The following is a 25,123-nucleotide window of genomic DNA, read 5'->3' on the forward strand; positions in this document are numbered from 1 at the left end:
ATTTGGCGAGGTTTAATTTAGGTAAGTGAATATCATATCAGCCCGTTAAGTAGCGGGCTGATATGATTTATGCCTTATAGTTTTTAGTAGTTAAACGGCTGTTTTTTGAACTATAAAGAGTGGCTGCAATTATTTTGTTTACAGCCAATATTAATTTACAAGCGATTTTAAATGCTCAGTAAACTCATCACCTAAACTTTCATGGCGCATACTGTATTCTACAATGGCTTTTAAGTAACCGAGCTTATCACCACAGTCATGCGAACGGCCGCTCATATGAAACGCTTCTACTGTTTCCTGTGCTATTAGCGCATCAATCGCATCTGTAAGTTGAATTTCGCCACCCGCGCCAACGTGTGTTTTGGCTAGTAACGGCCAAATATTTTTACTTAATACATAACGGCCAACAACCGCGAGGTTTGAAGGAGCAACATCAACAGCTGGCTTTTCAACCATGGCATTAATAGCGGCGCTTTCACCTGGGGTTAGTTCTACACCGTTAATATCAGCAATACCGTATTTACTTACATCTTCCTGTGCTACAGGTTCATTAAACTAGGTGTTTTATCTTATTTAAGAATAAACATATATATTAGCTTTTATGAATAATTTTTCTCTGGTAAACCTAGTTTACATCTACAAAAGTTAATAACTTTACAGTGATTTACAAGTATTGCTAAGTAACTAATAAAGGCGACTATAAAGCCATAAAACATAATGTATTCTGGAAGTAAAAGTATTTCGCCCAAAATACCAATACCGGCAAACACTGAGGCAATAAAGCAAATTAAACCTAACGTTTGTAATGACGATAAACCTAAACGCTGACAAATATGATGTAAATGATCACGGTCGGGTTTAAAAGGAGATTTCCCTTGTTTAACCCTACGTATCATTATTGAAACCATATCCATAAGTGGCACTGCTATGAGCCATAATGCAGTTACAGGGCGAATCATCGGGTTACCTTCTGTTTGGCTTGCACCAATTAGTAACCAAATAACAGTAAAACCTATCATCATACTGCCGGCATCACCCATAAATACTTTTCGTTTATGCCCTACTAAACCTAAGTTCATTAAAATATAAGGGATCATGCAAACAACTAATAACAAACATAAGTAGCTAAGGCTTTGCTCGCCAGCAAGCAACAACAATATACCCACACTGCCAAAGGTTACTATTGATAAGCCGCCTAATAGACCATCAATACCATCAACCATATTAAAGGCATTAATACAGCCTATTACAGCAAACACAGTGACTAAGCCACCAAGTATGCCTAACTCAATAATACCAAAGCCTAATAGGTTTCCTAAGCTATGCAACTCTGCGTTAGCAAAATAAATCATAGCTACAGATATCAATACTTGTACTAACATACGTATTTTAACACTTAAATCAAAGCGATCGTCTAGTGCTCCCACTGCTGTTAAACCACATATACACAACATATATAAATTGGCATGATTAATCATACCTGGATGCGAATAGATATAATTTACTATGGTAATACATATTGCAATTCCGCCCACAAGCGGAATATTTCCAGAATGTAACTTTCGCCCAGATGGCTTATCTACTAAACCTACTCTACGCGCAACTTTCCGCATTAAAAATAAAATAGCAAAAGCAATAAAAAAAGTGAGCAACAAATCAATGATCATGAAAAGTCCTATTTTGTATACAACCAATTAACTATTACTTTAGCTAAAAGTGAAAACGAAAATTAATTTTTGAACTGATAATAAATAAACTCAAACTATAGAGCTAACATCATATTTCTCAACTGTTCTCGCCAATGTATTAAGTTCTGTTCTGGTAAAGTGTTTACTTTACAGGCTTTATCCATAACATTGTATTTAGGACGAACTGCCGGCGTTGGATAATCACGGCTTGGGATTGGCTTTACAGGTATTTTTTTTGTAAGTTTAGCTTGCTCATAAGCGATTTCCTGAATCGCTACCGCAAAGTCGTACCAGCTTGCCACACCTAAATCACTATAATGATAAATAGGATCTAACGTTTCTTGCTCTGCTAGTTGCCATAAGAACTCAGCCAGCCCCTTTGCATGTGTTGGGCAGCCTATTTGGTCGCTCACCACACTCAGCTGTTCTTTTTCGGCCATTAAACGCAACATAGTTTTTACAAAGTTATTACCATGGCTCGAATACACCCACGATGTACGTACAATTGCTGAGCCAACTGTGCAATAAGCTTTAATAGCCTGCTCGCCCGCTAATTTAGATGCACCATACACATTGACTGGGTTTGTTTTATCATTCACTTTGTAAGGCGTATTCTTTGTGCCATCAAATACAAAGTCTGTCGAAATGTGTAATAAACGAAGGCCATGTTTAGTCGCTGCTTTGGCTAAGAGCTCAACCGCGGTTGCATTAATTAGGTACGCTTCTTCTTGCTCAGACTCAGCTTTATCAACAGCGGTATAGGCTGACGCATTAATAATGACTGCTGGGTTTAATTTTGTAATAACTTGCTCAATACTTTGCGTATCCGTAATGTTTATCTCATTACGTCCGTAAGCATATGCTGTAATATGGCTTGGGCAGGTTTGCTGTAACTCCCACGCTACTTGACCATTTTTACCAATGATTAGTACATTCATATTAATGACTGCCTAAGCGTTCACGTTGGTAACTGCCATCTTGCACGTTTTTACACCATGCTTGATTATCTAAATACCATTGAATGGTTTTTAAAATACCTGATTCAAAAGTCTCTTCTGGGTGCCAGCCTAGTTCTTTATTGATTTTAGTCGCATCAATAGCATAGCGTACGTCGTGACCTGGGCGATCAGTTACATAGGTAATCAGCTCTTTAAAATCAGTAAGGTTGGCTGGTTTATCTTTAATGAGGTCATTTAGGTGATTACAAATCGTGGTCACCACTTCAATATTTTGCTTTTCGTTAAAGCCACCAATATTGTAAGTATCACCTAATTTACCTTCACTTACTACTTTGTACAGTGCACGTGCGTGGTCTTCTACAAATAACCAGTCACGTACTTGTTTACCATCGCCATAAACAGGCAACTGTTTACCTTCAAGAGCATTTAAAATAATAAGTGGAATAAGTTTTTCAGGGAAATGATACGGCCCATAATTATTTGAGCAGTTAGTTAAGACCACTGGCAATTGATAAGTACGATGCCATGCACGCACTAGATGGTCTGATGCCGCTTTTGAGGCTGAATAAGGAGAACTTGGCTCGTACGGTGTTTCTTCAGTAAACAACCCAGTTTCGCCTAAGTCACCATACACTTCATCGGTTGAAATATGATGGAAGCGAAAGCCTACTTTTTTATCATCAGCAAGGGTTGCATAATAACAACGTGCGGCCTCTAATAATTCGTATGTACCTACCACGTTTGTTTGAATAAATTCACCGGGGCCATCAATTGAGCGGTCAACATGGCTCTCTGCCGCTAAGTGCATAATAAAATCAGGCTGATACTGAGCGAATACAGCTGATACCGCCTCACGGTCGCAAATATCGCCTTGTATAAAATGATAACGAGCTGAATTTTCAACTGAACGCAATGACTCCTGGTTGCCTGCATAGGTCAATTTATCAAAATTAACCACGGTGTGCTCTGTTTCATTAATTAGAAAACGCACTAAGGCCGAGCCAATAAACCCTGCTCCACCTGTTAAAAATATTGTTTTACTCATTATTTTACTCTCTTAAAAAGCGGGTGCATCGGCATGTAATAAACCAGCTTTATCTTTCGCTGATAATAACGGTAATTTACCGTCAACAAGAGGCCACTGAATATTTAATGCAGGGTCATTCCACAACACGCTTTGCTCAAACTGTGGTGCATAATAGTCTGTGCACTTATACACAAATTCAGCACTGTCACTGGTCACATAAAAACCATGAGCAAAGCCTGCTGGCACCCAAAGTTGACGCTTATTATCATCACTGAGTAATACACCAACATGCTGACCAAAAGTAGGACTGTCTTTACGCATATCAACCGCAACATCGTAAACTTCACCGGCTATTACACGCACAAGCTTGCCTTGTGTTTGTTGGGTTTGGTAATGCAGTCCGCGTAAAATACCCTGGCCTGATTTACTGTGGTTATCTTGCACAAAGGTTACATCAGCAACATGTTCACGAAACCAATCATCACGAAAGGTTTCCATAAAAAAACCGCGCTCATCACCAAATACTTTTGGTTCAATAGTTTTTACGTCAGGGATAGCTGTATCAATATAGCGCATTAAAAAACTCGCTCTTCAATTAATTTGATCAAGTATTCACCATAACCACTTTTGAGTAAAGGTTGCGCTATTTCACGCAGCTTCGCCTCACTCAACCAGCCATTACGGTAAGCAACCTCTTCAGGGCAGTTGACTTTTAAGCCTTGGCGCTTATCAATAGTGGCAATAAATTGCGCTGCTGCGAGTAAATCATCATGTGTACCTGTATCAAGCCACGCGGTACCACGGCCCATTATTTCAACTTTTAATTCTCCGGCTTGCAAATATTGGTCAATAACATCTGTTATTTCTAACTCACCACGAGGGGATGGTTTAACATTTTTAGCAAATTCAACCACACGTGAGTCAAAAAAGTATAAACCTGGCACAGCATAATTAGATTTTGGTTCAACTGGCTTTTCTTCGATAGATATAGCAGTGCCTGAATCATCAAATTCAACTACACCATAGGCATTAGGGTTTGCAACATGATAACCGAAAACCGTACCACCACTTTGTTGTGCATTTGCTGCCTTTAGTGACTTCACTAAATCATGACCATAAAACATGTTATCACCGAGTATTAATGCTGCAGGGGCGCCATTTAAAAACTCTTCTGCCAGTATAAATGCTTGTGCTAAACCGTCTGGGCTAGGTTGTACTTTATAAGAAATAGATATACCAAAGTTTTCGCCATTACCAAGTAAGTTTTCAAAACGATGAATTTCTTCTGGGGTAGATATAATAAGTATCTCCCTGATACCTGTCTGCATTAATGTTGCAAGTGGATAATAAACCATTGGTTTATCGTAAACTGGCATCAACTGCTTACTTACTACTTTTGTTAATGGGTATAAACGGGTACCGCTTCCACCGGCTAAAATAATTCCTTTTCTCATTCAAAACGACCTTTTTAATAATTTATATCTATGAAATACTATGCATTCAGTATTGCAAGTATCTCATCAGTTTTAGTTTTCATTAAAGATATGTTCATTTTAGATTCAACATTTAATCTAACGACAGGCTCAGTATTTGAACTACGCAAATTAAAACGCCACTCCCCGTTAGCATCGCTAAACTCAAGTGATATACCATCAGTATGATCAACCAACACAGCATCAGCTTGATATTTTTCTAACACCCGTGTAATCGCTAATTGAGGATTTTCTAGTTTAGAATTAATCTCACCAGAAGATGGATAAGCGGCAATTCGTCGTGAAACTGCATCTGACAACTTTAATTTTTTAACACAGAGCAACTCAGCAACTAACAACCAAGGGATCATTCCTGAATCACAATACATAAAATCACGAAAATAATGATGGGCAGACATTTCACCACCGTAAACAGCATCTTCGCTACGCATACGCTCTTTTATAAAAGCATGTCCTGTTTTGCATACTACAGGTTTACCTCCCGCTGCGTTAACTACATCAATGGTATTCCAGGTTAAACGAGGATCATGAATAATTTTAGCTCCGGCATTTTTTTGCAAAAATGCTTCAGCTAATAAACCTACAATGTAGTAACCTTCTACAAATTGGCCTTTTTCATCAAACAAGAAACAACGGTCAAAGTCACCATCCCATGCTATGCCCATATCCGCATTGTTTGCTAATACTGCATCTATCGTATCTTGTCTACTTTCAGTTAACAGCGGATTAGGAATACCATTAGGAAAATGACCATCAGCCTCATGATTAACCTTAATAAACTCAACAGGAACATTCAGCTTAGTAAATTGTGCTTCAAGGGCATCAATAACATGCCCAGCAGCTCCGTTACCTGAATTAACCACTAACTTTAAAGGCTTAATATTATTTACATTAATGTAAGTTAATAAATGTTGCACATAAGCATCGAGAGTAGAACTTAATTTGTAAGTGCCCCTTAATAATGCTTTTTCAGTAAAAGCTTGAGTTTCAGCAAGTGTTTGAATATCAAATAAGCCGCTATCACCGCTAATTGGTTTTGATTCGTTCTTCACCAACTTCATACCATTATAATCCATAGGATTGTGGCTAGCGGTAACTTCAACACCGCCATCAACACTCAAATGCGATGTAGCAAAGTAAATTTCTTCGGTACCTGTCATCCCTAAATCAATAACATTTACACCTGCATCCATCAGACCATCAGCTAAGGCAAGTTTTAGCTCTTCTGAAGTTAAACGAATATCACCACCAACGACGACCGTTTTGGCTTTACTTTCATCGCTATGCAAAAACTCACCATAAGCGCGGCCAATACGATAGGCGATATCATTATTTAATTCTTCGCCCAATTGCCCTCGAATATCATAAGCTTTGAAACAAGTAAGCTTAGCTTTACTACTGCTTATAGTTGCTGGCATTGTTAAGCTCTCCCGTACTTATCTTCGAAGCGAACAATATCGTCCTCCCCCAAATAAGAACCAGACTGAACTTCAATTAACTCTAACTCTACTTTCCCTGGGTTTTCTAGTGCATGTATTACACCAATAGGAATATAAGTGGACTGGTTTTCAGTTAATAAAATAGTTTTATCGCCATTGGTCACTTTTGCTGTACCTGAAACAACCACCCAATGCTCTGCACGGTGATGATGCATTTGTACTGATAACTTAGCGCCAGGTTTTACCGTGATGCGCTTAACTTGAAAACGCTCACCACTATCAACAGAGTCGTATTTCCCCCAAGGGCGATAGACTTCACGGTGAGACTTGAATTCGCTTCTATCTTCGGTTTTTAGCTGGTTAACAATATCTTTTACCTTTTGCACATCCGACTTTTTCGACACTAAAATAGCATCTTTAGTTTCAACCACAACTACGTCAGCTAAGCCTATAACAGCCACTAATTTTTCTTGAGCGTTAATATATGAATTAGAAGTATCAATACTGATTACATCGCCTCTACATACATTGCCACTTGCATCTTTATTTTCTATTTCCCAAAGTGCCGACCAGCTACCTACATCACTCCAACCACAATCCATAGGTACAACCACCGCTTGAGCGGTTTTCTCCATCACTGCATAATCGATAGAGTCGTCAGGACAAAGTTCAAACGCTGCTTTATTTACCCGAACAAAATCAACATCAGATTGAATATCGGCCATAGCTCTCTCACAAGCGTGATAAATATCAGGCTGATGTGATTTTAACTCATCTAGATAACGGCTCGCTTTAAATAAAAACATACCGCTATTCCAGTAATAATTTCCACTTTCAAGATAGTTTTCCGCCGTAGCTAAATCGGGTTTCTCAACAAAGTCTGCAACAGTAAACCCGGTATCATTTATCAACTCACCGCGCTTAATATAACCATAACCGGTTTCTGGCGCTGTTGGAACAATACCAAAGGTCACTAATTTTCCTGTGTTGGCATGTTCACTAGCCAAATTAACCGATTGGCAAAATGATACTTCGTCTTGAATTACATGATCAGCAGCTAATACTAACAGCATCGGATCACTGCCTTCTTGTAATGCTTTAAATGCTGCTAGTGCAATTGCAGGGGCCGTATTACGACCAACGGGTTCTAGAATAATACCGCTATTAGCTATTTTATTAGCTCTGAATTGTTCTGCGACAGCAAAGCGATGCTCTTCATTGCAAATAACCATAGGAGCTTGGTGATCTAGACCAGACAACCTTAAAGCTGTTGCTTGCAACATTGAGCTTTCACCATGTAAGGTTAAAAACTGCTTAGGAAATTGTTGACGAGATAAAGGCCATAAACGCGAACCAGATCCGCCAGCCATAATTATAGGTAATATCATAAAGGCCTACTAATAAAAAAATGTATAAGTGTTAATAAAAAGAAAGTTTAAAACAAATCAAAATATTGCTGTTTAACGACTTTCCATGTGTAGCAACGCTTAGCAATCTCCGTCATTTTATCCGAATTATTCAATATTGACGCATTTTCTATATGGTTAACTAACTCATTAGAATTTACAAAATATTCAGCACGGTCTTCTGTAGAAGCTCTATTATAATTACAGTCGAAAGCTAAAATATTTTTATTAAAGTGCATCATTTCAACTAATGAAGGGTTCGTTCCTCCAGCTGAATGACCATGTACATAAAAAGAACACTTCTGTCGAATTAAAAATAACACGCTAAGTTCATACACAGGTGCCATTATTTCAATATTTTCATATCCTTCATATGTAGCTTTCATACGACAACCAAATTCGCTGTTATCCCAATTACCAATAAATTTAAGCCTCTTATTGGTTTTGCTAAAACTCTCTAGAATCATTTCTACATTATTTTCAGGTTCTATACGACATAACGCCAAAGCATAACCATCATCAGAAGGTGATAAAGAGTCAATTACAGCATGATCACCACCATAAGCAATAACTTCAGCTTCCAGGTCATATTCTTCAAGCACATAATCTGCTATGCCTTTATTGTCAGCCACAACTACGTCGGAATACTTTACGGCAATTTTTTCAGAAAACTTTAAAAACTTTTTAGCTAATTTCCCCCACTTATCTCTACGCCATTCCAAACCATCGATATTAGTCACTATCTTTGCTTTACTAAAAAGTCGTATAAAAGGAAGGCAAATAGCACCGGAAACACCTAAAAGTAAAATAGTGTCGGTGCGTTTATATACTGCATGAAATAAAGACCATATATCATAAAATACGCTTTGAGCGCCATTTGCATTTAGTGGAATATATTTCAAAACAGCATTTTTATATTTGTAAGGCTGTTCAGAGTAACTCTTAGATGAACAATATACAGTGATGTCATAATGCGTATCATTTTCGTCTAGTAAATTTTCAACTAACGTTTCAAAACCGCCATAACAAGCAGGAACACCTACTGTTCCAATAATACTAATCATTTACTTCGCTTACCTTTAAATACTTAAAATTATAAAAAATTAAAAAAATGTTAGATGCTAGCATCATTCCAGCAGAACATAACAACCCTAATGCCGCATCAACCGAGCTTGCAATACCATGAAAAAAATAAAAGAGAACATAACTACTAAAAAACACAGTAGAGTTAATTAACACTAAAGAGGTCTTATTCATTCTCATATAAAGCACATCAAAAAAAGCAGAGAAACACCATAAAATAACATAACCGAAAATAATTAATATTAACGAGTCAACAACAAGTAGTTTAGGATCTATTAATGCGCCAAAGAAATGAATTAATATTAACGTTAATACTGCACAACCAACTAACGAGCCAATATAATAAAAATAAATTTTGATCATTTTTACGAAATCATGTGATATTAAAAAAAATTTCGTTAAATAACCAACTATCGCCATATGAATAAGTTGTATGCCCATAGCAACTCTAAAATCAAACGAATACTTTACCATTTCTGTTTGGCCAAATGAGTTAAGCACATAAATTTTAGTTAAATTAGCAAATCCTACAACCAATAAACTATTCATGATTACAGGAATTGAAAATTTTAGCATCGAGTAATAAAACGGGTCGCGAAAATTGACTCTCAGTAGTTTACTGCTAGCAGGTTTATATTGGCTTAAATGATAAAGCAAAAATATGCTGGGCGGTAATATAAAATAACCTAGTAAAACAGTATTATTGGAAACACCAAGATAAAATAAACCAATCGCTAAGAGTATAGAAATAACGGATGCGATAATACTGATAATTAGCGGCGTTATTAGCTTCTCAGTTAGTCGCCCTTTAATTTGTACATATTGGAACAAGTTAATATGCAATGTACGCAGAATAGCCATAACATAAATAAAGAGAAAATCACTGTAAAAATAGAGAGGAACAGCAATGATCAAACTTACAATTAATAGCTGTAAGGACAACAAGTCAAATTGCTCAAAGCAATCATTGCCTTTACGGGTATACATATAACCTACATAATACTTAATGCCCATATCAAGCAGTGGGATCAAAATTATCGAAAACGCCAATGCTGCTTCTAGATTTACATACAAGCCTTCATCTTTCGTTAAATACAAAATACTCAAAGGTAGAATAAAGGCTAAACCTTTGTCTAAAAATAAAAAAAATGAATAATTAAATAATTTTTTCAATACAGTTCACTCTATAAATCATCAAAGGCATATAGCACTTCATACATATAAATAACAGCCACTTCTATTTCGTTTCTTTCAGCAGTTGAAGGTATACATCCGTATTATTACTCATAAATAATTTAGCCGCCTGCTTTGCACCCTCAAGAGAAATATGCCCGCCATCAAGACTGTAAGGTATTGTCATTCCGTTTAAAGCAAAAGAATCCGATGATTCAAACATTTCCTGTCTTTTGATAAAATATACATGATTTGTTCTAGTGGCATAATCAGCTAGCAAAAAATTTACTTCTCTGGTTAAGATATCTTTAGATTTAGGCATCTGAGATAAATCAAATGCAAATTGTTCGTTAAATAAAGAATTAGAAAACCGCTTGAGTACATTTGTGTCATAACTTGTTGGACTGGCCATGATAAAAACATTGGCCCCTTGAGCTACTGAATAATTTGCAAATTCAATTACTTCGTTTGTATATCCTTCTTCATAAATATTTCGCCATGACCCCGCTAGGATAATATTTTTATAGCTAGCCATGTTGCTGGCAACATATGCTCTATTAATCTGACACTGATGATACGCAGGATGATTAACTGGGCCAGGAAATGATTTTTCCAATGAAGGGAAACACCAATTTGTGGTAATTGATTTTATTGATAAATTATTTTTAGAAAAAATAACATCCCAAAAAGGTTCATAATGCCCACCAAAAGAATCACCGAACAAAATAGTATTAGCACTAGCTTTTTTATTACCAAGTAAACAAGAAGTACCTTCTGTTTCACCTACTACTTCTTCGCTTATTAAAAAACTATAGAAACAATAGCCATTGTCTCTCGTGGGCATCACCAATTTATCCATCAACTGAAAATATGAATCATCAACTCGATTAGTGATACCTTTATTGGCATTAATAAATAAAGAGGAGCTGAGTACAATACTGAACAGCACAAAAACGATTCTATTGACATATTTAGAATTAAGTTTACTTAGGTTGTTTTCAATCAGATAGTAACTGATAAAACCAACAGCTATTGAAGTAACAATCCCAATGAGTGCAAAAGATATACTCCCAGATCCACCCGTATAATTAATAAATACAACAATTGGCCAATGCCAAAGGTAAATTGAATATGATGCCTTGCCGATATACTGAAATGGCAGATTATTAGTTACAATAAAATCCTGCTTATTCGCTACAATGATTAAAAATGCACCAGCCACTGGAAATAGAGCTAAGTAGCCTGGCCAAGTTACACCGTCCGCTATTAATAAGTAACTTAGTATAATTAAAATAAAGCCACACCAAGCCAAAATGCTCTTTCTACTATCAGTAGTACTTAAGGGATATAGAAAAGCCAGTCCCCCTAATAACATTTCCCAAGCTCGAGTGGGTAATAAATAAAACGACGGATTTGGCCAATAGTAGCTAGCAAAAACACAAAATACAAAACCCAACAATGTTCCTACCGCAACGATTCTACTTATTTGTTTTAAGTTGAAAATTTTGCTGAACAAAAGTAAAATAATGGGATAGAGCATATAAAATTGCCACTCGACTGATAGTGACCAAGTATGTAATAGCCATTTTTCATGAGCTGCCGCATCAAAATAGCCAGATTCTCGCCAAAAGATCACATTAGAAATAAATGTGGCACTGCTTGCAACATGCAAACCAAGTGTTTCATAATCTGGAGGACTTAAAAAAAACCAAGCTAACAAAAGTAGTACTAAGCATAAAATAGAAAGTGTTGGCAGTATTCTCCTTGCTCTTGCAGCATAAAACCCAATCAGGGATAAGTTGTTTTTTTGTAAACGGCTAAAAACAATTCCGGTCATTAAATAGCCTGAGATCACGAAAAAAACATCAACGCCAGCATAACCACCTGGTAACCAACTTTCATTAAAGTGAAATAAAACTACTGCGATGACAGCAATGGCTCTCAGTCCATTTATATCTAACCTAAATCCCATTTTATTTTTAAACCTATCAAAATATTAATACAAAACATCACAAATAAATGCGACTAATTACAATTAAAAAGCAAAGACTATACGATATAAATACTAGCCATCAGAGATGTATGCCAACCGTTAATTAATTCCACTTTAATTTTCCTTTAGCAATTTCTCGAGCAATATATCAGCACTATTGCTCCAATTAAAATAATTTAAAACTGCGTTAGGCTTTACCAAACTATCCATTTCAGAGAATACTTTTTCCATTAACTGAGACATTGCTTTGACCTCGTTATCAAAGGTTCCTGAGACATACTGTTTTAATTCAGACAACGCGGTATTATCGGCACAATACGAAGGACAACCAAGCGCAACAGCTTCTAGGGGTGGAATACCAAACCCCTCGCATTTTGATGGATAAAACGCCGCCACTGCATTTTTGTACAACCAAACCAGTTCCGATTTTTCGATGCCTTGCAAATGCAGTAATTGATTATTACAGTTACTTTTTAATTGCGCGTCAAGTTCAGGATATGTCAATGCAGGTGCGCCAACTAATACTAATTTAATGTCATCACCTAAATTGGCTTGATAAAAAGCTTCAATCAATTTATGTTGGTTTTTCCTCGGTTCAAACCTGCTGACATATACAAAATACTTTTTATTTTCTAATTGTTTAATTGGGCTGTCTTCTACCGCAACAATATCGTCAATCGCATTGGGTGTTACAAGGATAGCTTCTTTAGCAATTTTAAAATGATGTCCGATACGCTGTTTTGAGTATTGCGATACTGTGAGTAACACATCACTGCGTATAGCCCCTAACCTAAACAATAAATAATTTTTAATACGATAACTTAACGGAAAGTCTTCAGGGAAGTCTAAAAACAAAATATCATGAATGGTATTAATCCACTTATTGCGCTTTCTCAACGGGGTGATGTATTGAAAGTGCGAATAATCTGGTTTTATATCTTTAGTAATTTGGTCAAACTCAACCGCTAAGCGCTTATATTTACTTGTAGAAGTTAATGGCACCCAATGAATGTTTGAGTCACTGCCAAAGTATTTAACGATACTTTCTTGCTTTGCTGTTGCAACAAAAATTTCACATTGTTCTTTTTTAGCAAGCTCTGCATATAAACCTGCGATATAGGAACTGGTTCCTTGATGCTTACCATCGAGTACATGGCCATCAACTAGAATTCTAATTTTTTTCATCTTTCCCTTAAACTTTATTAGCATGAAGCTTATCTTTTTTTAAATTCAAATTTGATATTAATATTAAAAATATAAAATAAAACTGTTTCATATCAGGTAGATCAGTACCCGTTAATTGTATAAAAACCCCAAACATAAATATTAAAGAATACAAGTTTCTACTTAAAATAATTTCACTTAGTGATAAAACAAATAAAAGAAACCCTACCACGCCCATTTCACCTAATTTAGAAAATAAAAATGAATCGCCAACAGTATGAACATGGGCCCCTTTAATTGCTATATCTCTAACTGGCCCAATTCCCTTAAGAGAACCAACTCCCGTACCAAACGGATGATTAAAAAAGTTATCTAATGAATACTCCCTAAAGCCAGAACGTTGCGATAGCGCATTATTGTCAGAGGTTAATAAGAATGAATCAAAGAAATGGTCTTCTACCTCAACAAACTCAAACAGCACACTGCCCACAGCAACAAAAGAAATTATTGCTCCCAAAAGTACAGTGTTCAAAAAACGGCCTTTAATGATGCCTATAAAAACGTAAGTGAGTAGCAGAAGAACACCAACACCAATAGCCCCTCTTGATAATGTTGATAGAAGAACTAACGTGCCAATAAATAAATTAAATTTAAAATTCCGTACATTTTTAATCAAACATATATAAATAAATACGTAACAAATAATTCCCGTAATACGAGTATCCCAAAAAAAACCTGCATTCCTAAATACGTCAAGACTAATAAAATCTATTGTTTCTATCGAGGGTACGCGATTTAACAGCGGTAAAGTGTTTAAAACTATATTAGTTTCAAAGCGCTCAGGTATTAAATAAACGACTAGGCTCGAGATTAAAAGCGCCCGAATAAAAGGTATAATTAATGAATAATCCATTTTTTTATAGAACACCCCTGCAGTCAATAGAAAGAACAGAATGGGTATGTACTCTTTTACCATCATTTGGAGTGCTAATTCTGGGTATGGTAACGAATAACCAAGTGCTAAGAGTAAATAGCATATAGTGAACTTATATTTTTTTATTACATTTATATGCTGTCCCCTTAACGTATGTAGGGACAATACAATAATAACGGGTAAATAATTAACTAAAACATTCACTACAACAAATGCATTATTATTAGTTGGCACAGCAAAACCAGTAATAAATTTTGAACCTAGAATTAAAAAAAGAACAGGCTCTACCCTTCCTTTAAAAATAATCAAGTAATATGATATAAAAAGTATTGGCCATACAAAAATAGGACTTAATTGATAATCTATATATACGGAAATGTAACAAATGCTAAATAAGTATATATATACTGACCACAACCTATTATTCACTTTATCGTTTGATAAGGTCATAAAATTCACTAGCAACAGACACTATATTATCAGCTGAAACACAACGGCTATCGCTTCTTGGATTACTAATAATGCCATCACAGGCAGATTTCAGCATAGTATTGACAAATTGCTCGTTGGATAAGCGTGTTGTATCATCGGTTTGCCTATTTAAACAATTTGATTGTTCGTTAAAATCGTTCAACGTTACTACGTTACAAAACTTAAGATGCCTAAAATAAACAGCTGAAAAACAATAACTGTTAATACCTTTTAAAGATGCTTCTAGCGCCGCGGTTCCAGATACCGTAAAAACACCTAGGCTCAGTTCCATCAAGACTTTAGTATTTACTTTTTCATCAACTAGTAACACTCGTGGGTAGCGATTAAGTTGCTTATAAAACTTGTAACCTCTATCTCCTATGGCATTTGAATGCTCTTTAACCAGTAAACATTCATCATCTTTTAATTGCGATGCAATATTCCTGATGTTTAAAAGCTGATCGTCATAATATTTACCAATCACATCAATTGATGCTTCAGGTTGTTTGTGAAGAGGGTATAGGTAAAAAGGCAATTTCTCGACACTTTCTAATGATACTTTAGTAACCATGCTATAAAATTTGGCATTGATAAACACTTTGATACCTGCAGTTATCCTGCGAAATTTTGATGTTTCCAATGTTGGGTCTTCATTGTCAACACGCCCCCAAAAAACATTAATTAAGCGAGTGATTTTGGTGACCAGTTTATTGCTTTTTGCAATAATTTTATCATTTAGCTTAAGATAATCAGGTAATGGTATATCTTTGTCGCTGTCTAGCATTGAGGCTGCATAACGCTCTTTGATCGATGTTGTTATATCAGATTCTGACTTATGCTTAGTCAGATTACTTTGAAATTCATCTAGAAAAAAACCAAACGTTTGCTGGGGTATTCTTAAGGTATGCGGATTATAAGAGGAAGTATTACAACTCTCAACAAAACGACAGATACGATTAATAACAACCTCATGACTCCAAGTAAGTTCACCAAAAACATGAGTGATATTATTAGACTGAAAAAAGTTATATATCACGTATTTTAGCTTGGTAAGATACGCACTACCTTGTACGGCATTAAACTTTAATATTCGATCACGGATCAACAGGTCATTAGATTTAATAGACTCTAAATCAGCAGGGAAATCTTCTTTTTTAACATCTGCGTCTATTACAGCCGTAAGTCCGATATAAAGTACTCGTGCAGTACCCCATTCACTTTTTAAACGCTGATAATCGTCTACATTCGGGCATATCCAATATATATCAATATTTTTTTTTGCTAAATAACGTGCAATTTCAAGGTAAAAATCAGTTAAATAAAAATTACTGATAAAACATACTTGCTTATTCAAGGCCTAATTCCTTAACATAAAATTTTCTACCAAACTTTTCGCATTTTAAACTCGTGCGGTTTGAAGCAGAAAGCTCACAATAGTCGGCCTTCTTCGAAATTGGTGAGCCTGCATAGAAGCCGGTCTGTTTAATATTTCGACTCACTAAAGAGCCAGCACCAACAATCACATCATCACAAATAGTTATGCCTAAATTAAAAATAGTACTGCTGCCTATATATACATTATTGGCAATAACTATTTCGCCTTCAATTCGATTGCGGTAAACATCAAAACCATGAGTCCAAAATTGTGAGCCAAAACCTCCAATAACCACATTATCACCAATAGTAATATCATTGGTTAAATCTAAAGCATTTTGTCTGACCAATTCACTCATTTCCCCCAAAACAAAGTTCCCTTTATCCCCTAAAGCTTCGTTGCAATATAATGAGTTAAAATTACCTATATAGCTTTTTTCTTTTAACAAGAGTTCCTGAACACCTTTGATTCTAACAAAATGTTTAATTTTAGCATTGGCTTGTATTGTTATTTTTTTAGCTCGAATATAAGAAAAACCAACATAGGCTGATTTATCTACATATACATTAGGAAATAAATTTAGCAGTCTATTCTTTAGTTTAGATGGCGGAAAAAACAATGTAATTAGTGGGAAAATTTTCATTAGGTACAAGTAACTTATTTTGTAATAGCAAATTGTAATTGAAAAATTGCTCTGGGTTTAATTGGTCGTGTCCCTTTGTGGTAACACATAGTGTCTTCAAAAAAACCTTCACCTTTTTCAGCTAGCATCGTTTGAACATTTTGCTCATATTTTTTTGGAATATTGTCAGGTAATCGTCGGTTAAAGAAACGATAAAAGCCATTAAACTTATGACTTTGTTTTATTATTTGATGAGGGCCTGAATTTTCATCTATATCAGTCAAATAAATAAATAATTTCAAAAAACGATAATCGTCTAAGTCATAGTGAAAACCAAAATCAGGGTTATAGGCATTGCCTTCATCAGGAAAAGTGATCCAAATTTGAGTGTTATGTATGATTGCATCAGTCCCTAAATAAGCATCGGCAATAGGCTTTATTTCATTAAGGGCAAACGACATTAGCCTATCATTGGTTTGATGAGGGTTTAGTAAACTATAAATGTAACCATTACTTGGATTTTTTAGGTTGCTAAGATCAAATCTATGAGCACCTTTACCTGTTTTCCGATCAATAAAGTCATTGCTTTGAGCAATCTCAGTCAAATAGGTCAATAATTCCTTATTCGCTTGAATACCAGCACAAAAACCGTCTACCTCAATATTATCTACAATTTTACTAGCTGAAAGTTTTGTCTCTAATTCAGAAAAAGTTATATTTGATATATTTTCAAAATAGCTTTTATCAAAACCGAGCTTTCTGATGAATGAAAAACGACCAAAAAATCTCATCATTTTAAATTTAAACTTGCTTTTTGTTAACAGTAATTCTGTAAAAGGCTCTAAATAAACTTTAAGTTGCATAATTTGTCCCTTAACTTAAGTTATAAACTTTGCAATATAGTTCAAGTGCAACTATGTTTTGCATCTCAACAACAGCATTATAATCAGCAATTTGATAATTTTGATAATTACTATAATGAGATTCAAATAAGTTCTTAAGTAATAATTGTTGACCTGCGCGCGTATTGAATAGTAATGAATTAATTCTCATTCCTTCAATATAGGGCTTGTAGACGCCTTTTAAAAAAAGGTGATTAGTAACACATACAGCTTTATCCCTAAATAAAATTTCGTTAGGTAATTGGCCATCAAATGCTTTACGTAATATATATTTGTTAACTTTCTTACTTTTTTTAGAATGCCCTGCACGACCTTTAACGAATTTAGTTGCCTGACTCATCGGCAGTTGCGCAGAAATAAATGCAAGTTCTTCGTCATACCATGGCATTTGGCATTTAGAGTTAAACTGAGATGTTGTCGATACTAAATACTGGATATCGTCGGAGTACTGTCTATGCCAAGCCAGCTTTACAATTTCATTATAGATCTGACGTGAGTTACCTTTAAAACCGGTAAAGACATCTTGTATACATGTATCTAGTGCTGTCGAAAAGTTCAAGTCTTTCTTATAATCGCCTAAATTTAATTCGTGTTTATGGAAAAAAAGTTCAGTTATATACTTAGGTAAATCATTGGAAAACTTACCTCTCGTAACAACCTTATTCACAATCGGATTAGAAGATATATTATTTGAAAAAAGGCTCATTAATTTTGAAAAAATATTACGCTCAAATGTCGATGAAGAAAATACTAACTTATCTAGCGGATTTAGTGCAGGTGTATGCAAGCGAGTATCTTGACAGGCAAAAAAGTTTGTATTACTACCAGCCTGTTGCGCAATAGCTGAAATCATAATTGCGCCAGGGTAAAAAAAGTTAGAGTTATAAATAAGCTCTTCTAAATCAACAGCTTGGTTTGGATCTACTATAACTCTTTCGACATTTAAACCTAAATAATCGGCTGTAAATTTAGCTTCAGAAAACTCATCTTGCTCAGCATGTAATGTTGAAAATGTAAAACAATCTACATTACTATTTTTTACAACATCTTTTAAAACAATAGCACTTACACATGAATCAACCCCGCCACTTAAAAGTAAAGTATTTGTACTTGTATTACTGATTCTATTTTCATGCGCATTATAAACAGATTCTTTAAAAACAGTTAGGCTTTCATCTGTTTCTTTACAAGAGGATATTTGGGGTTCAAACTCTTTTAGTGAAAATGATAAATCACTTTGGACAACTAATACATTTGCTGATGGTACTTTATATACATTATCGACAAGAGTTAATGGATCAGCCACATACTCATAAGTCAAAAACTGATACGAAGCTTCTTCTGATAGAGTATTATGCTTTGAAGATTCAACAACATCATTAAACTTTAATGAAAATATTAATTTATCATCTAACCTCCTGAAATAAATTGGATGAGTTGCACTCCTACTACTTCCCAAGTATACAAGATCATGGTGAATTAATGAAAAACAGAAGTCACCTTTAATAAATGATTCTGGTGATGAAATAAATAAAGAAATGTCTTCTAAAACCTCTTTTTCCAAGCGGTTAGTAAAAACTTTTCCGTATACACATAACTCAAAGTCCTGAATTGAAGTCCGGAATGCGGGATTACTTGTAATTAAGTCTCTTATTTTCATTAGTTTTGCTTATTAAAATGTTCTAATGTAAGTGCTGTACCTTTAGATATATTTTCTACTGCACACTGAGAAAGTACATCGTTTAAAAATTTTGGTGCAAGTCCATAACCAGGTCTAATACTCCGCACATTCTCATGGGTAAACTCTTCCCCTTCTACAATATCTTTGACAACATAAAGCGAACGCCTGAAAATCATGTTTCCTTTTTCGCTTTCTTTGCGCTCATAGTTCACTTTACCTGTCGCTGCCCATGCTGTTTTACTATCTTGACACAGCTGCTTTAACTCGGGCTCTTCTAACGAAAAGCTGTCATCCGGTCCACCACCATTTCTATCAAGCGTGACATGCTTCTCTATCAAACATGCACCCAGTGATACTGATGTGATTGCAGTCGTATTGTCGATAGTGTGATCAGAAAGTCCCGTAAGTACATTAAAACGCTCTGCCATATCTGGAATCGTTTTTAAGTTATAGTCACTCGCAGGTGCGGGGTAACCACTTACACAGTGAAGCACGACCAACTCTCTACACCCAGCATTTTTAGCCGTTTCTACGGCTTCACGAATTTCTTCTTCATTTGCCATGCCCGTTGAGATAATCATTGGCTTACCAGTCTTCGCAACATACTCGATTAATGGTAAATCGATGGCTTCAAATGACGCTATTTTGTACGCAGGAGCATCAAGCTCTTCGAGTAAATCAACGGCAGTAAAGTCAAACGGCGAGCTAAAAATAGTGATACCTAACTCTTTGGCTTTTTCAAATAAAGGTTTATGCCATTCCCACGGCATGTGCGCTTCTTCATATAAGTCATACAGTGTTTTACCATCCCACAACCCACCTTTAATTAAGAATTCAGGGTTATCGCTTTTCATTGTTATGGTATCAGGGCGATAAGTTTGCAGCTTCATTGCATCTGCACCACACTCTTTTGCCATTTCCATTATTTTGTAGGCATTTTCGATATCACCGTTATGATTCGCTGACATTTCAGCAATGATATACGGCGCATAGTCAGGGCCAATTTTTCTGTTATCGATAGTAATAAATTTATTCATAAATCCCTCACTCCACAGGTTGTCGAGTAAATTGCTCTTCATTAATTCGTTGGTAGCCAGCTCGGCTAAACAAAGCTTGTGATGCTGCATTTTCTTTTAGTACAACAGCATGTATAACTTTTGTAGGATGTAATATATCTACTTGTTTTAAAGCGAGTTTCGCAACCCCTTTACCAAAGTGCTCTGGTGCTATAAAGATGGAAATGGTATACGTGTCTACGGCTGTCATATCTAACCTGACCACACCTACAGGAGTCGTTTTTTCATCTGTGCTATTGGTTAGCTCAATGACATAAAAGTAGTCATTTTTACTTGCTAGCTTTTTAGTCATCCAAGCCCGATGCTCAGCCAAACTCGGAACGTCTTTATTAAGTGCATAACGACGTGTTTCGGGTTTACATTGCCAAGCGTACACCTGTTCAACATCAAGCTGTGTCGCTAACCTTAGGGTTAGTGAACCGCTAAATAATTGAGTAATATGCTTCATTATTCGCTTAACACCTTGCCCATCACATAACTGCAGGTTTATTTTTCGCATTTTTGAATAGTCTGTAATTAACTGCTCATACACCTTCATTAACTTTTCACCAACCGCCTCTAACTCAACGCTAATTGCAGCACCAACGGCTTCTAAATTCTTACAAATAGTCTGCTGGTTATCAGCAAGTGCAATAACAATACTCGGTAACCCGACACAAGCACGCTCCCATGACGTTGAGCCTGGCGCACCTATGGCAATATCATGCTCACACATGAGACCAGCCATGTCATCTACAAAATCAATATGAGTCAACCACGCACTATGCTCTGCAGCAAACTCTGCAACACTTTTGTAGTGAGGTGCTCTAGGGCTAAGCAACACGGTTGTTATTGGCGGGTTAGCCCTTTTCTTTAAAACGTTAAGCACGTGTAACGTTGCATTGGGGGCATCTATGCCTCCCATAGACAATAATACGCGCGGTGTATTCGCCAATGTATTTAGAGTTGCCAACTGCAATGAATGACGATGTGAAAAATGAGTATTTACAATAGCGTATTGCGTACCTGTTAAGGCAGTCGTCTTAGGATTTAATAAATGATACTCGCTTGACTCTCTTAGTAACGTTTGATCTATAACTAAGTCTGCAGTGTGCTCTCTTACTAGGTCGTCGATTGCAATAATTTTACAGTTGTATGCTTTTTTTACTACTTTATGCCACTGCGCGCCAATACCATAATGGTCTGTAATGACTAAATCCGGGCTATCAAATGCAGTTGCGCACTCTTGTGCATCATCATACTCACTGACTTGCAACCAAGCTGCATAGTCAGCAGTCGTGCTTGGCACTAACCAATCCACAGGCTGCTGCAATGCATAAATAGAAAAGCCACGCTGCTTTATGAGTGCAACTAAATCACCGTTTTGCGGACGAGTAGCAAATAAAACGTCATGACCACAACGCTTTAGCGCATCAGCCAACACTAAGCAACGCATGATGTGTCCGCTACCTATATAGGAAGAGGCATCGGCCCTAATTATAACCTTTAACATTCAATCGCTCGGTATAAAGCTTCAGCCAAATCCCAATCTTCAGGTGTATCTATGTCTTGAACGCGTTTACGTGGTAACAAAACTGCCTTTGACCTTGTTCCAAAAATAGCTTTTTTTGTTATAAATGCCTTGGCAGTGCCCCAATAAAACTGTCCAGCATCATGATATGCTTCTTCGAGATCTTGCGAACGAGTATTTAAATGTTCTGGCTGAAACATTTCAACACAGTGCGCACTATTAAGCTTTAAAGCTCTTTGAATTGGAAAAGGAAAACTTGTTGCACTGAAGGCATAATCTATATTACTCGATGTTAGCTCTATAAATCCGCGCTGGATAAACTCAGGTATTAAAAAAGGAGCGGTTGCATATATACAACATACATTTTCAACACCCCATTCCTGTAACTCGGTATACTCAACAGCATGCTTTATTACATCAAGTGTAGTTGCATAATCATCCGCAATATTAGCAGGGCGCATAAATGGTACTTCTGCTCCATATTGTATTGCAATATCTGCTATTTCAGCATCATCTGTAGAGACAATTACTTTATCAAAACACTTGCTGTCTAAAGCCGCCTCAATCGAATAAGCAATCATTGGCTTACCGTGAAACTCTTTGATATTTTTGCGAGGTATGCGCTTACTTCCACCACGTGCAGGGATGATTGCTATATTCATGATTAGGCTTCTAATATTTGTGTTAGCTTACTGATAACTTCGTCTTGCTGCTCATGGGTCATACCATGAAACATCGGTAATGAAATAGCATTGCTGTAATAACTTTCTGCATTTGGAAAGTCACCTTGTTTAAAGCCCATTTTTTGGTAATAAGGCTGTAGGTGCACAGGAATATAATGCAGGTTTACACCAATACCGTTTTCTCTTAGCTCGTCAAACACTTCTTTATGCGTTCTGCTAATTTCATTTAGGTTTAGACGAATAACATATAAATGTAAGCCAGAATAAGTATTAGGTAACTGATAAGGCAGTATAATCGGTAAACTAGCAAGCTTGTCATAATAACGTACTGCTAATTCATGGCGTGCAAATACAAACTCACTCAAACGGCTCATTTGCGAAACACCCAGTGCGGCTTGCAGCTCTGTCATGCGGTAGTTAAAGCCTAAATCCACTTGCTCATAATACCAACCACCATGCGATGCATTTTCCATTAATGCTTCATCACGCGTAATTCCGTGACTACGGTAAAGTGCCATTCTATCAGCAAAGTCTTTGCTATTAGTTAATGCCGCGCCACCTTCTGCAGTGGTAACAATTTTAACCGGGTGGAAACTAAATACGGTAATGTCACTGTATTCACATGAGCCAATAGGCTGTTCTAAATAACGTCCGCCTATTGCATGTGAGGCATCTTCAATGACTTTAAATCCATATTCTATTGATAACGCATGGATTACTTTCATGTCACACGGCTGGCCACATAAATGCACGGCCACTAAGACCTTAGGTAAAGTACCTTGTTGTTTAGCCTGTATTAGCTTTTCTTTTAATGCAATTGGGCATAGATTATAGGTTGCTGGGTCTATATCAACAAAGTCCACTGATGCGCCGCAATATAATCCACAGTTCGCAGAAGCTACGAATGTTATAGGCGTTGTCCATAACGTGTCACCTTGACCTAACCCAAGTGCCAAACAGGCAATATGTAAGGCTGACGTTGCACTATTAACCGCCAATGCATAATTGGCATTAGTTGCATCCATAAGCGCATGCTCAAACGCCGGGACCTGTGGCCCTTGCGTTAAAAAGTCTGACTTTAATACATTAACTACAGCATCAATATCTGCTTGGGTTATATCTTGCTTTCCATACGGTATCATTTAATTATCTCTATACTTCAAATGATGGATCAACATGTTCAACTATAAGCTGACGTAACCCTTCTATTGTTTCCCACTCAGTATTTGTTCCTGAGTTATATTTAAAGCCGAACGGTACTTTTACAGCCTTGTGGTGTGCAATATATTCTTCTTCAGTATATGTATACGATACAGACGGTAAAATTGCATAATAAGGACCCAAATCAATCGTATTTAATGAATCAGTATCTGTAATCATTTCTTCATGAAGCTTTTCACCTGGGCGAATGCCTACATCACGCGTTTTACATTCAGGCGCAACTGCTTCTGCAATATCTAATATTTTGTAAGACGGTATTTTAGGGATAAATATCTCACCACCTAGATGGTTGCCCAAGGCAAACATGACTAGATTAACGCCGTCTTGAAGCGATATATTAAAGCGAGTCATTTCATTGTGTGTGATTGGTAAAATACCTTCTTTTCGTTTTTCTAAAAAGAAAGGAATAACAGAGCCACGAGAGCCCATTACATTACCATAACGAACAACACTAAATTTAATATCTTTAAAGCCGCGAATATTGTTAGCAGCAGCAAATAATTTATCTGATGCTAGCTTTGTTGCGCCATATAAATTAATTGGCGCACATGCTTTATCTGTTGATAATGCGACAACATCCTTAACTCCACAAGCAAGCGCAGCATGAATAACATTTTCAGCACCATCAATATTTGTGCGAATACATTCCGTCGGATTGTATTCAGCTGTATCTACTTGTTTAATTGCAGCAGCATGAATAATAACATCAACACCTTCACAGGCTTGTGTCATGCGGTCTTTATCACGTACATCACCTATAAAAAAGCGAAGTTGAGGAAAATCGTACGCTGGATATTTCTGTTTAATAACAGATTGTTTTAGCTCATCTCGAGAATAGATAATTATTTTTTTTACATCTGGGTATCTATCTAAAATAGTTTCGATAAACTTTTTACCAAATGAACCTGTACCACCAGTGATTAAAACTGTTTTATTGTTTAACATGTTATTTCCATATTCATCTAAATTTAAAAATATATGCACCACCTACTGATATAGATGATTTAAAGACACAACCCTCTGAGCAAACTGTAATAGCTAGTACATAAGTAAGTATTACATCATAACCTTATTCAACTGCCACCTTTACCAGTGTGCTTTAATTTTTTATTTTAAGCCTTCTCAAGAGAAAAGTGCACGTAAATTAAAAATAAAAAAGTTTCATAACTCACTAAATCTGCAGACAACACAATAAGACTTAATTGCATTTTTACAATTTTGTA

The 25,123-nt window shown here is 36.2% G+C and carries 21 protein-coding genes and 1 pseudogene; all 22 read right to left on the reverse strand.

Annotated features, from left to right (window positions below):
* Positions 1 to 150: 150 nt before the first annotated feature.
* A pseudogene (locus I6E78_RS16955) lies at positions 151 to 549 on the reverse strand (sugar phosphate nucleotidyltransferase); the annotation flags it as partial.
* A gap of 50 nt (positions 550 to 599) precedes the next feature.
* Complete coding sequence (wecA, locus tag I6E78_RS16960) at positions 600 to 1,667, reverse strand: UDP-N-acetylglucosamine--undecaprenyl-phosphate N-acetylglucosaminephosphotransferase (RefSeq protein ID WP_197182961.1); 1,068 nt, start codon at positions 1,665 to 1,667, stop codon at positions 600 to 602.
* Positions 1,668 to 1,762: 95 nt separating this feature from the next.
* Entirely contained in the window at positions 1,763 to 2,626 is an 864-nt protein-coding gene (gene rfbD / locus I6E78_RS16965) for a dTDP-4-dehydrorhamnose reductase (protein WP_197182962.1), read from the reverse strand.
* A 1-nt stretch (position 2,627) separates the two neighbouring features.
* Complete coding sequence (gene rfbB, locus I6E78_RS16970; protein WP_197182963.1) at positions 2,628 to 3,692, reverse strand: dTDP-glucose 4,6-dehydratase; 1,065 nt, start codon at positions 3,690 to 3,692, stop codon at positions 2,628 to 2,630.
* A gap of 12 nt (positions 3,693 to 3,704) precedes the next feature.
* Positions 3,705 to 4,250 (reverse strand): dTDP-4-dehydrorhamnose 3,5-epimerase, encoded by a 546-nt coding sequence (gene rfbC, locus I6E78_RS16975; RefSeq protein WP_197182964.1) that lies wholly within the window; start codon positions 4,248 to 4,250, stop codon positions 3,705 to 3,707.
* Positions 4,250 to 5,128, reverse strand: coding sequence for a glucose-1-phosphate thymidylyltransferase RfbA (gene rfbA, locus I6E78_RS16980; RefSeq protein WP_197182965.1), 879 nt, complete (start codon positions 5,126 to 5,128; stop codon positions 4,250 to 4,252). The genes rfbC and rfbA overlap by 1 nt, the downstream gene beginning before the upstream one ends.
* 38 nt (positions 5,129 to 5,166) lie before the next feature.
* Positions 5,167 to 6,585: a phosphomannomutase CpsG gene (locus I6E78_RS16985; RefSeq protein WP_197182966.1), complete on the reverse strand. Its 1,419-nt coding sequence runs from the start codon at positions 6,583 to 6,585 to the stop codon at positions 5,167 to 5,169.
* 2 nt (positions 6,586 to 6,587) lie between these two features.
* Complete coding sequence (locus tag I6E78_RS16990) at positions 6,588 to 7,994, reverse strand: mannose-1-phosphate guanylyltransferase/mannose-6-phosphate isomerase (protein WP_197182967.1); 1,407 nt, start codon at positions 7,992 to 7,994, stop codon at positions 6,588 to 6,590.
* Positions 7,995 to 8,041: 47 nt separating this feature from the next.
* Positions 8,042 to 9,076 (reverse strand): DUF1972 domain-containing protein, encoded by a 1,035-nt coding sequence (locus I6E78_RS16995; RefSeq protein ID WP_197182968.1) that lies wholly within the window; start codon positions 9,074 to 9,076, stop codon positions 8,042 to 8,044.
* The gene (locus tag I6E78_RS17000; RefSeq protein WP_197182969.1) at positions 9,069 to 10,268 is read right to left on the reverse strand and encodes a hypothetical protein; all 1,200 of its coding nucleotides are present in this window, start codon (positions 10,266 to 10,268) and stop codon (positions 9,069 to 9,071) included. The genes I6E78_RS16995 and I6E78_RS17000 overlap by 8 nt, the downstream gene beginning before the upstream one ends.
* Before the next feature lie 64 nt (positions 10,269 to 10,332).
* Positions 10,333 to 12,240: an acyltransferase family protein gene (locus tag I6E78_RS17005; protein WP_197182970.1), complete on the reverse strand. Its 1,908-nt coding sequence runs from the start codon at positions 12,238 to 12,240 to the stop codon at positions 10,333 to 10,335.
* 135 nt (positions 12,241 to 12,375) lie between these two features.
* Positions 12,376 to 13,446, reverse strand: coding sequence for a glycosyltransferase family 4 protein (locus tag I6E78_RS17010; RefSeq protein WP_197182971.1), 1,071 nt, complete (start codon positions 13,444 to 13,446; stop codon positions 12,376 to 12,378).
* Between the two features lie 7 nt (positions 13,447 to 13,453).
* The gene (locus I6E78_RS17015; RefSeq protein WP_197182972.1) at positions 13,454 to 14,809 is read right to left on the reverse strand and encodes an O-antigen ligase family protein; all 1,356 of its coding nucleotides are present in this window, start codon (positions 14,807 to 14,809) and stop codon (positions 13,454 to 13,456) included.
* Positions 14,790 to 16,184 (reverse strand): hypothetical protein, encoded by a 1,395-nt coding sequence (locus tag I6E78_RS17020; RefSeq protein ID WP_197182973.1) that lies wholly within the window; start codon positions 16,182 to 16,184, stop codon positions 14,790 to 14,792. The genes I6E78_RS17015 and I6E78_RS17020 overlap by 20 nt, the downstream gene beginning before the upstream one ends.
* Positions 16,177 to 16,848 carry an acyltransferase gene (locus tag I6E78_RS17025; RefSeq protein ID WP_197182974.1) on the reverse strand — a complete coding sequence of 224 codons (672 nt, stop codon included), beginning with the start codon at positions 16,846 to 16,848 and terminating at the stop codon, positions 16,177 to 16,179. The genes I6E78_RS17020 and I6E78_RS17025 overlap by 8 nt, the downstream gene beginning before the upstream one ends.
* Positions 16,849 to 16,862: 14 nt before the next feature.
* The gene (locus I6E78_RS17030) at positions 16,863 to 17,690 is read right to left on the reverse strand and encodes a hypothetical protein (RefSeq protein ID WP_197182975.1); all 828 of its coding nucleotides are present in this window, start codon (positions 17,688 to 17,690) and stop codon (positions 16,863 to 16,865) included.
* Positions 17,691 to 17,700: 10 nt separating this feature from the next.
* The gene (locus I6E78_RS17035) at positions 17,701 to 19,389 is read right to left on the reverse strand and encodes an asparagine synthase-related protein (RefSeq protein WP_197182976.1); all 1,689 of its coding nucleotides are present in this window, start codon (positions 19,387 to 19,389) and stop codon (positions 17,701 to 17,703) included.
* Positions 19,389 to 20,447, reverse strand: coding sequence for a pseudaminic acid synthase (pseI, locus tag I6E78_RS17040; RefSeq protein ID WP_197182977.1), 1,059 nt, complete (start codon positions 20,445 to 20,447; stop codon positions 19,389 to 19,391). The genes I6E78_RS17035 and pseI overlap by 1 nt, the downstream gene beginning before the upstream one ends.
* Before the next feature lie 7 nt (positions 20,448 to 20,454).
* Positions 20,455 to 21,978 carry a UDP-2,4-diacetamido-2,4,6-trideoxy-beta-L-altropyranose hydrolase gene (gene pseG, locus I6E78_RS17045; RefSeq protein WP_197182978.1) on the reverse strand — a complete coding sequence of 508 codons (1,524 nt, stop codon included), beginning with the start codon at positions 21,976 to 21,978 and terminating at the stop codon, positions 20,455 to 20,457.
* Entirely contained in the window at positions 21,972 to 22,658 is a 687-nt protein-coding gene (gene pseF, locus I6E78_RS17050; protein ID WP_197182979.1) for a pseudaminic acid cytidylyltransferase, read from the reverse strand. Before pseF ends, pseG begins: the two co-directional genes overlap by 7 nt.
* Before the next feature lie 2 nt (positions 22,659 to 22,660).
* The gene (pseC, locus tag I6E78_RS17055; protein WP_197182980.1) at positions 22,661 to 23,821 is read right to left on the reverse strand and encodes a UDP-4-amino-4,6-dideoxy-N-acetyl-beta-L-altrosamine transaminase; all 1,161 of its coding nucleotides are present in this window, start codon (positions 23,819 to 23,821) and stop codon (positions 22,661 to 22,663) included.
* Positions 23,822 to 23,831: 10 nt separating this feature from the next.
* Positions 23,832 to 24,845, reverse strand: a complete 1,014-nt coding sequence (gene pseB, locus I6E78_RS17060) for a UDP-N-acetylglucosamine 4,6-dehydratase (inverting) (RefSeq protein ID WP_197182981.1) — start codon at positions 24,843 to 24,845, stop codon at positions 23,832 to 23,834.
* Positions 24,846 to 25,123: the final 278 nt, after the last annotated feature.

This window comes from Pseudoalteromonas sp. NZS127 (assembly GCF_015864805.1).
Classification (GTDB): domain Bacteria; phylum Pseudomonadota; class Gammaproteobacteria; order Enterobacterales; family Alteromonadaceae; genus Pseudoalteromonas; species Pseudoalteromonas nigrifaciens.